The sequence below is a fragment of the Bacillus sp. L75 genome (assembly GCF_003676355.1).
Taxonomy (GTDB): Bacteria; Bacillota; Bacilli; order Bacillales; family Bacillaceae; genus Bacillus; species Bacillus velezensis.
On record NZ_ML064902.1, the window covers coordinates 115,925 to 124,861 of the forward strand.

The window sequence follows — 8,937 nt, forward strand, 5'->3', positions numbered from 1 at the left end:
TAAGAACTTAAAGTTTCATAAATTTCAAAAGAAAAAGCCCCGCCGACAAAATAGGCGTGCTTATTAATATTTGTCACTGATAAAATCAGAAATCGTTTTTGTGAATTGGTAAAAGGTCCCGTTTTGTGTGGATGCTCTGCTTTTCAGCGTAAAAGTGTCAAATAGTGATTTTCTGAAGCCGGTGCTCATTTCGATTTGAATACTCAATCCGGATGAAGATTGATTGGCAAGGTTGTTCGGACTGACGCCTGCATATTTATCATTTATGCCAAGAAGAACGGCAGGATACCCGTGCCGTTTCAGCACATCGGTCAAAAGTTCGGCCCGTTCTCTGTCTGTACCGCCGATTTTTATCTTTTTATCGTCACTGCCGTAACCGTGCAATGAAATGACATGAGAGTGCTCTTTCACCATTTGCACGGCCTTAGGTTCATCGAAATGCGAACTTGTCAAATGCAGAGCCGCATTACCGGCTGATTTTAACCCTTCAAATAAATATAAACTCCGGTTTTCGGCAATTTCTCTGGCTAACTCACTGGTCCCCGGCTCTATGCCTCCGCCGTGTATAGCTAATATGAGGACAGAAGGGTCATGCTCTCGCGTTGAAATGGAAAAATCGGAAGGATCTTCATTCAGCTTTAATTCCTCGAAACTGCCGTAAATATCTGAAGCGGCATCAGCCCGAAAGAACGGCAGAAGCAAAAACGGTAAAATTAAAACTAAAATTCCTTTTTTGGTTATTGATGGCATTTGTATGTTTATGTTACAATACAAATGCTTCAGCCTTTGAAGCGAACGGCAGAACAGGGTGACTTTGGACGGTTTCTTCTGCTCTGCCTCTTTGCCAGCTGCTTTACGGTCTATTCTTCTAACCCTTTTTGCCATAACATCATCCTTTCTTTTGTTTACACTTTTGTCACAATATTATATACGTTGGACAAAACCTCCGTTCATCTTGAAGAATAAAAACATCAAAACAACTTCTATCCTTTAACCTAAAAAAGTCTTTCTGTTCAAAGAGACGGAAGGCTTAAATGATAAAAATGAAACCCTTCTCCAGTTTTGGAGGAGAGTGAGGACTGCAGGGAAATCATTTTATCAATATGCTGAGCTGGGCTGGCGTCCGGCTCAAATATTTGCTCCGGCATAGACGGTTACGGAGCGGCCGGTTATTTCGATGTCAAATTCGAACGTGACGTATGATTTCCCAATTCAAGAATCCCCGAAACAAATTGAATGTAACTGCTGTTTCCATAAAAAAAAGACTGCTGTTAAGCAGTCTTTTTTCGTTTTATTTCGTACCTGTTGATCCCAGTCCGCCGCGGTCATTGTTCCCGAGCTTGTCTACTTCGATCAGCTCCACTTCAGGCATTTTCTTCATGATTCTGAATTGGCAGATCCGCTCCCCCTTGGAAATGTCGGTATCCCGAAGCGCGAATGCAGGAAAAAACCAGAAGTCATTGTCGCCTTTATAAGATTCATCAATGACTCCCATTGAATTTGTCTGAATGATACCGAAATGCTTATATGTACTTGAACGCGGAACGACATGGGCCTCATATCCTTCCGGCAGTTCCATCGCAACTCCAAGCGGGATAAGTTTGAATTCACCTTTTTTGATTGTTATATCTTCAGCTGCCCGCAGATCAATCCAATCGCCCTGTTCAATTTTACTGATTCTCGTTTGCGTATCATCTGAATATTTAATTTTGATTTGTAAAGTCATGTTCGCTGCTCCTTTTGCTTCCCTATTTCAGTCGTATTGATGACCAATCCGTGCCCCATTATACCATTTAACTGATAAGAATGTTAATTTTGGTGTATATGCAGCCGAAGAGGAAGCACTGCGAAGCCAATGAGAATAAACCTAAAATGAGGGCCCCTCCTATCAGTCTTTCCTCCATTTTCACATGACAGCTTCAATTACAATAATGCAAAGCTTTATATCCGTTCTTTCAACAGAGCTTTTTTAAAATTTCACCTTGGTTTCAAAAGGAATTTCGTTCTGAATAAAGAATTTGAAGAATAAGCGCTTAAAGGGCGCGCGACTCTTTTCTGTCCCCTGCCTCAGGCGCTTATATCAAAAGAAAGAGGTGTCTTTAGAATGGTTCAATTTAAAAACTTTCCTGATCCGTCTTTAAACGCCCCATTGCAGTCTCGCCCTGCACAGCCCTCTGAATTGGAGCATCTCAAAGCAAGGATGCAGAATTTTATTAAGCATTCCGCAACGGATGATAATCTTGAGATCGCAGATGCCCGGGTGACGGCGGAAGGAATGGTCACCTCACTTTTAAAAGAACGGCTTGATACAGAATACGAAATGCTTATGAATAAAATCACCCGGGAAGTGAATGTGGAGGACTACGGAGCGGTCCCTGACGGCCGGGACAATACAGAAGCTTTTCGGAGAGCGATCGGGAACGGCCGGGTCAAAGTAAATGTTCCCGCAGGAGAATTTTTGGTTCAAGGGATAAAACTCCCCTCATGGACTACCATTTCCGGTGAGGGACAAGGGATTACCGTGCTTAAGCTTCATGAGGACACTCCCGCATTCGAATGGGTCATTACTAACGATGATTACGAAAATGGAAACCGTAATATTTTTGTGGAAAACATGACTTTAGACTGGAATCCTGATCGTCAATGCGGGGTCAGGAACCCCGGAGGACAGTTTTCCAGCTGTTTAACGTTTGCTAATGTGCAATACGGCTGGATTAAGAATGTTGAAACGGTTAACGCGGGTCTCCATGGTATTGATATTACATCTCCGACTTACGATCATTTGCCTGAAACAGAATGGACGAAAGACGGCTGCCGATATATATGGATTGATAACTGTGTGGCATACGGCGCCGGAGACGACGGCATTACCACCCATTACAGCGAGTATATTTTCATCTCCAACTGCCATTCCGGCAACCCCCGCGGCACAGAGCATGCTGAGGGCAGCGCAAACTCGAACGGCATTGAAATTGACGACGGCTCTAAACATGTATGGCTTTTAAATAACTATACGAGCGGAAATATCCGCGGGATTGAGGTAAAGGCGCACAGCCTGTGGCCGGCTTCTCAAAATGTTCATATTATCGGTCATGTTTCGTATCGTGATGTACGTTCATTTGATATTCGTCATATCGGCCATCATCAGGCCTCAGACCCCGAAAGCACGACGGCTTATGATGTTACTTTAACCGATTGCACCGCGATTGAACCGGTATTCAATGCTCTCTATGACGGTGTGACCCCGAGGGCGCTGGTCATCTCTGCCTATAAAAACGTTAATGTAAACGGATTCACAGCTATTGGTGATCCCTCATACGACTATGGCGGGAATCCAGTCGTGGCTCTTCAATACCGCAGTCAAAATATCACGATCAACGGCATTAAAATACGCGGCTTTACACAAGCCGGTGTTGACATCAATATATCCGGCGGATCAAATAAAACCGATTATGTTAAAATTTTAAATTTTGATATATACAAGTCATCTCCTAAAGGCATCTCAATCGGAGGAGGCCAATATAACGTAAATATTATGAACGGTACGATGATCGGAGACGGCGGTTCCGTCGGAATTACGTCCCCTAACAGTCAGGCCGTCATTCTCGGGGTGCAAGCGGAAGGTTACAGCGCGGCCGCATCTATAAAAGGACAGACTTATGAGCAGATCCCCGTCAATTTAAAGGGAGGCGCACAGCTCGCGACCAGCTCCGGTTTTGCATTCAACCCGACAAGCGCCGTTATTGCGGGAACAGGCGATATTACAGCCAGAGGTGACAGAAATGCGATCATCAGCTCTTCCGGAGGTTCAAGTTCTGAAGGTTCAAGGGCATTTATCGCCGCTTCAAACAATGTCCATATTACGGGCAGCAAAGTCTCCAGAACGATTCTGTCATCAGAAAGCATTACATTGGAAGAACCATACACGGTTGCCGGAGGGCATCAGTCCATCAAATGGAAATTGGATTCAGCGGGCGGCCACGGTACGTTCGCCGGAGCTGTCACCTCTTCCCTGTCAGGGTACGGAGAATACTTTGAAAGTGTAACCGGCCAGACAATTCCCGCCGGGACAATCGTCACAGTGAAAGGCGAAAAAATTGAATCGGCTCACGTCGGAGATTACATGCTCGGCGTCATTTCAGAAACAGCCGCTTTTATCTCAGGAGCCGCAAGCTTCGGATGGCAAAGCCGCTTTTTGACAAACGAGTTCGGCGGTTTCATATACGAAAATGTGACTGACGAGGAAACAGGAGAAACGGTACGCGTGCCGAAACAAAACCCAGACTGCAGTCCGGCTCTTGAAGCTGACTATGAAGCACGCGCGGCCAGAGACGAATGGCACATTGTCGGACTCAACGGCCGGCATTACGTACGGGTCGACAGTACGGTCAGCCCGGGAGATTATATCACGGCCCATAACGGAATCGGGACTAAAGCCGCGGAAGGCTGGAAGGTATTGAAACTGACGGCCTTATACAGTTCTGAAAAAGGGTACGGCATTGCAATTGCGGTTATCAAATAGGGTCTCAATATCAGGATCATCTCCTCTCTTTTCTATCGGGCGGGTATGATCCTGTTTTTTATACCGAATGAGATGCCTCTTTTTCAGCATACCGTTTCATTTGTCCAAGCCATCCATGCTTTCTGTCATAGAATACTACCGTCAGATGAAAAAAGGAGGAATATGAGTATGGATATGGGTATGGGAATGGATATGGATATGGATATGGATATGAACGGACATTATGATCACCACCCAAAACAGCCTAAACAAAAAAAGAAGAAACAAGATAAAAAGCATCTTGATTATGATTACATCGTTGTTTATAAAAGAAAATGCAAAAAATGTAAAAAATGCTGCTAACTTGACATATCAACACTTTTTACACCCGGTAAACTCCGGGTGTTTTTCTTATTATGGCGTTTCTCCGGGCTATTTTCACCCAAAATCCGGTCATCCTATCACAATACATAAAAAGACTCTATTATTTTCTTCCCTTTTCGCCTAATGAAAAGTATTTCATTTACAGAAAACAACACAAATAGAATGACATGACTTTTGAGAAAATCTACTCTTTGCTTGCTCAATTTTTCTGCGATACCATGAATTTGCAACAATTTTCAAAAATTTCCTCAGGAGGTCATAGCCATGAAAATCGCCAGAACGATAGTCGGATCATGCTTAGCTTTATCTCTAACAATTCCTTTCACAGCCAGTGCCTCAGCAGCCAGTCAGTCTGAACACGCAAACGCGCCTCACGTTTCACCCGTTGCAAATCCGTTAGAAAGTAAATTATCCAAAACAGCAGACCAAAACGTAAAAGCAGCAGGTGTTGATGCCGGGCTGAACGTAAACGTAGATGTTCTCGGAATCTCAGATCGCATTGCTGAAGCGGTTAAGTCAGATCAAAACCGAACCGGCTGGGTAAAAAATGTCATGGAAACAACATTTTACGCATCAGGACAGAAGTACAACGTCATGGTGTTCAATTTAAATCAAGAATATGAAGACCGCTTTAACGGCGTTCAGTTTTACGGATCAGCCGTTTATGACGGTATTACTTACGGAATCTGGGTCTTCGAAGACGGGTCCTTCGATAACAAAGGAGACGGGGGCTGGATCAATTGGGCATTCAGAGGGTGGTTCGATCGTGATAATCAGCATATTGAATTCCACAGACCTTAATACGGAGAAAACTTGCGGCAGCGCCCGCAAGTTTTTTTAACTGGACTGCACATTTTTCACCGTTATAACGACTATACTTGAAGCGCGGGCTCTGATCGCAGCCCCGGTAAAGTCTTTCAAAGTGAGGGTATACTATGTCAAAGTCTTTAAAAATAGTGTTGTGGAGCATATTGGTGTTCATCATCTTGTTAGTGATTATCGGAATCGTTTCTTACAATCAAACTCCGTCTGCAGAAAGCACAGCAAAAAAATGCTTTATGGCTTCGAATCAATTTTAAGGTTCTGCAATAAGTCTTCACCGGCTTTTTATACCACAGAACACCTGACAAAACGACGAATTTTCAATTTATTCGTTAACGATCTCATTCAGTATAGAATATACACGTGTATCATGGGGCAGTCCGTTTTGATACATATATCTTCTCAAAATTCCTTCAGATTGAAACCCCGCCTTTATCAGTAATTGATGAGACGCTGCATTCTCAATGAAAACAACAGCGCCTATACGATGCAGCCCAAGCTTTTCAAACCCAAAAGAAAGAACATTCTCCAACGCTTCAAAAGCATAGCCATTCCTCCAATAATTCGGATGAATCTCATAACCGACCTCCGCCCGCTTATGCTTGGGCACCCAAGAGTTAAAACCAATAGTTCCGATGATTATTCCCTTCGCATCTTTTCTCTCGATTCCCCATCGCATTCCCTTTTTATCATGATATTGATCTTTAAACCAGCCAATCATTTTTTCAGCCTGTTCCATTGAATCAAAAGGTTCCAAACCATAATAGCGTGTTACATTTGCATTTGAAAAACAAGCAAATATTTGCTTTGCATCTTTCTTTTCAACTTCTCTAAGAATAAGTCTGTCCGTTTCTATTACAGGAAGCATTTACGGTCCCCCTTTAAAAGAAATGTGAGAAGAAAATATATGCAGACTAAAAAAACTTTTTTTCAAAAAGTAAACTAGCATCCCTATCAAACTTTTCATTTCGGCATAATATGTATTAATCCTCTTTAGGAGGTGAGATTATATGGGATTCTCAGGTGGTTATGGTAGCTCCTTTGCGTTAATCGTGGTGCTATTCATTTTATTAATCATCGTTGGGGCTTCTTTCCTCGGCGGTTATTAAGAATCCTCTTACCTCCGCATCCATGTCAGCAGCACCTCCATGATCGTACGGCGCCATAAATGAAATGTTTATGGCGCTCTGCTGTTTTTCCCCTTTTCATTCACACATTAAAACTAAAAAGATCGGCCGATGTATCAACATGCAGCCGATCAATAATTCATAGATTATTGTGTAAGATTTACATCGATGACGTTATAGAAGGCATTGGAAGTATCCGCAACGTCCCATACCCCTAAAATGACATGATACCCGCTTCGATCAGTCGGCACAAAAATCTTATGAGTCAGATTCGTATCTGCCTTGGAACCGTCGTGGTTTACCGTTCCGATTAATTCGAATTCATCTCTTGACAAAGGTTTATTCGGATTCCAGTTTTTCTTGGTGATATAATAGTGCCACTTTGATGTCGCATGAGGGGCCGTGTAGTACCAAGTAAAGGTGTTAAAACCGCCGCGGATGTTTTGTTTTACCCAATAATCTGCAGTCTGCTTGTCTAAACCGAAGTCAATTTGTCCCGATCCCCCATTTGCAGACGCGATTCTTCCATCCGGCGGACCTGCAGCCGGAAATCCTTTCGGCCCTTCTACAGACTGAGGATTATCAATGACGGAGCCATATTTCTGCGCAGCGGCCGTCCAGCCCAATGTTTGTTTCTCTAATGCTCCCATGTACGCTCTGCTGACGGGCTCTTTTATATACCCGTGTGCAGATGCATCACTTGAATAGAAAGCGCCTCCAATACCAAGAGTAACAGTTAAAACTGCAGCTTTGACTAAACCTTTCATTACTGCATCATCCTCCCTCTTTTGTTAATAAAAACCCTTCAGTGTATACACTTCACGATGGAGGATGAAATGACCTTCCTTTTCTTGATAGGAAAAAGCAATGAGGTTGGCGCTTTTCCCTTTGTTTTTTATAATCATAAAGAAAAAGCCGGGCCGATTCTGTTATCGAATCCGCGATTGACCGGCCCGCCCCTTTTGCGCAGAACTTCATTCGCTGGATTTGCCGGTTTCCTTTCGGATAACCGGTGCTACTTCCGCTGCTAATCGTTCGATGTTTTCCGCGGCTTTTTTAAACGGCATACCTCCTATATCGATTTGCGCGAGAAATCGCTGATGTCCGAATAACTCGTATTGATGCATGATTTTTTCAATGATCTGCTGTGAGCTTCCCACAAATAAAGCTGTTTCTTTTCCGGACGCCCGCTCAAAATCTTCCTTCGTTAAAGGCTCATCGATCCCGTGATATGAATGAACGTGAGACCAGTAATTTGAATGATACGGATAAAATTCTTGTATTGCCTGTTCATTCGTTTTTGAAATGAACATATGTCCGGTTACGGCAACCTTCACATTTTCCGGAGGATGACCGGCTTTAGAAGCCGCTTCCCGGTATTTGTCAACAAGCGGCTTAGATGACATCGGATCACCGCTCAGTACAGCTAATGCCAACCCCGCACCTGCACGCCCGGCCCGTTCTGCGCTTTCCGGAGTCCCCGAAACACCTAACCATAGCGGAATGCTTCCGCGAAAAGGCCGCGGAGAAATCTCTGCCTCGCGCAGCGGCGGCCGGTAACGTCCTTTCCAGGTAACCGATTCTTCCCCGGAATTTAATTTTAAAAAAAGGTCAATGTGTTCTTCAAACAGTTCTTTATAATGGCCTACGTCATAACCGAAAAGAGGAAACGAGTCTAAAAATGCGCCCCGTCCCGCAATGATTTCCGCCCGGCCGTCTGAAATCAGATCAAGCGTTGCAAAATCCTCAAATAAACGGACGGGATCTGCGGTGGATAATACAGTCGTGGCACTGGTCAGCTTAATATTTTCAGTGATCTGTGAAATCGCTGATAAGATGGCCGGCGGCGAAGATACCGCATAATCAAGACGATGATGCTCGCCTACACCGAATACATCAAGCCCTGCGTCGTCAGCCAGTTTCGCCAGCTTCATCAATTCATCTATCCGCTGCTTTGCGCTGACTGTTTTCCCTGTCAGAGGATCGGGATATAATTCTGCAAATGAATAAATTCCAATTTCCATACAATCACGGTGTTCAGCCCTCACATTTCTCTCCTCCTGCACTGAGTAAAAAAGCTTTTATGTTATTCTATTCAGCCGT

9 protein-coding genes are annotated in these 8,937 nt (G+C 43.8%); 4 read left to right on the forward strand and 5 right to left on the reverse strand.

The window, feature by feature from the left end; translation table 11 throughout:
* Window positions 1-63: 63 nt before the first annotated feature.
* Entirely contained in the window at window positions 64-885 is an 822-nt protein-coding gene (locus tag D5S11_RS04080; RefSeq protein WP_007410335.1) for a poly-gamma-glutamate hydrolase family protein, read from the reverse strand.
* A 406-nt stretch (window positions 886-1,291) separates the two neighbouring features.
* Window positions 1,292-1,726 (reverse strand): dUTP diphosphatase, encoded by a 435-nt coding sequence (locus D5S11_RS04090; RefSeq protein WP_003154017.1) that lies wholly within the window; start codon window positions 1,724-1,726, stop codon window positions 1,292-1,294.
* 378 nt (window positions 1,727-2,104) lie between these two features.
* On the opposite strand from D5S11_RS04090, the gene D5S11_RS04095 reads away from it, so the two are divergent.
* From D5S11_RS04095 to D5S11_RS04105, 3 genes are all read left to right on the forward strand, one after another.
* Window positions 2,105-4,522 (forward strand): peptidase G2 autoproteolytic cleavage domain-containing protein, encoded by a 2,418-nt coding sequence (locus D5S11_RS04095; protein ID WP_007410336.1) that lies wholly within the window; start codon window positions 2,105-2,107, stop codon window positions 4,520-4,522.
* Between the two features lie 162 nt (window positions 4,523-4,684).
* On the forward strand, window positions 4,685-4,864 hold the full coding sequence (locus D5S11_RS04100; RefSeq protein ID WP_128424599.1) for a hypothetical protein: 180 nt from the start codon (window positions 4,685-4,687) through the stop codon (window positions 4,862-4,864).
* Between the two features lie 285 nt (window positions 4,865-5,149).
* On the forward strand, window positions 5,150-5,686 hold the full coding sequence (locus D5S11_RS04105; RefSeq protein ID WP_032866002.1) for a hypothetical protein: 537 nt from the start codon (window positions 5,150-5,152) through the stop codon (window positions 5,684-5,686).
* A gap of 346 nt (window positions 5,687-6,032) precedes the next feature.
* Here D5S11_RS04105 and D5S11_RS04110 read toward each other — a convergent pair whose 3' ends face one another.
* Window positions 6,033-6,575 carry a GNAT family N-acetyltransferase gene (locus tag D5S11_RS04110; RefSeq protein WP_007410340.1) on the reverse strand — a complete coding sequence of 181 codons (543 nt, stop codon included), beginning with the start codon at window positions 6,573-6,575 and terminating at the stop codon, window positions 6,033-6,035.
* Window positions 6,576-6,717: 142 nt separating this feature from the next.
* Between D5S11_RS04110 and D5S11_RS04115 the strand changes: the two genes are divergently transcribed.
* The gene (locus D5S11_RS04115; protein ID WP_003154022.1) at window positions 6,718-6,816 is read left to right on the forward strand and encodes a YjcZ family sporulation protein; all 99 of its coding nucleotides are present in this window, start codon (window positions 6,718-6,720) and stop codon (window positions 6,814-6,816) included.
* 164 nt (window positions 6,817-6,980) lie between these two features.
* Here the strand turns inward: D5S11_RS04115 and D5S11_RS04120 are convergent, their stop codons facing one another.
* Together D5S11_RS04120 and D5S11_RS04125 are read right to left on the reverse strand one after the other, a co-directional pair.
* A complete protein-coding gene (locus tag D5S11_RS04120) occupies window positions 6,981-7,601 on the reverse strand; it encodes a lytic polysaccharide monooxygenase auxiliary activity family 9 protein (protein WP_003154023.1) in 621 nt (206 codons plus the stop codon).
* A gap of 207 nt (window positions 7,602-7,808) precedes the next feature.
* A complete protein-coding gene (locus tag D5S11_RS04125; RefSeq protein WP_012117638.1) occupies window positions 7,809-8,882 on the reverse strand; it encodes an LLM class flavin-dependent oxidoreductase in 1,074 nt (357 codons plus the stop codon).
* Window positions 8,883-8,937: the final 55 nt, after the last annotated feature.

Coding starts and splice junctions, on each gene's coding strand:
- D5S11_RS04120 (WP_003154023.1), bottom strand. CDS start 7,601: ATGAAAGGTTTAGTCAAAGCTGCAGTTTTAACTGTTACTCTTGGTATT.
- D5S11_RS04110 (WP_007410340.1), bottom strand. CDS start 6,575: ATGCTTCCTGTAATAGAAACGGACAGACTTATTCTTAGAGAAGTTGAA.
- D5S11_RS04095 (WP_007410336.1), top strand. CDS start 2,105: ATGGTTCAATTTAAAAACTTTCCTGATCCGTCTTTAAACGCCCCATTG.
- D5S11_RS04100 (WP_128424599.1), top strand. CDS start 4,685: ATGAGTATGGATATGGGTATGGGAATGGATATGGATATGGATATGGAT.
- D5S11_RS04115 (WP_003154022.1), top strand. CDS start 6,718: ATGGGATTCTCAGGTGGTTATGGTAGCTCCTTTGCGTTAATCGTGGTG.
- D5S11_RS04080 (WP_007410335.1), bottom strand. CDS start 885: ATGGCAAAAAGGGTTAGAAGAATAGACCGTAAAGCAGCTGGCAAAGAG.
- D5S11_RS04105 (WP_032866002.1), top strand. CDS start 5,150: ATGAAAATCGCCAGAACGATAGTCGGATCATGCTTAGCTTTATCTCTA.
- D5S11_RS04090 (WP_003154017.1), bottom strand. CDS start 1,726: ATGACTTTACAAATCAAAATTAAATATTCAGATGATACGCAAACGAGA.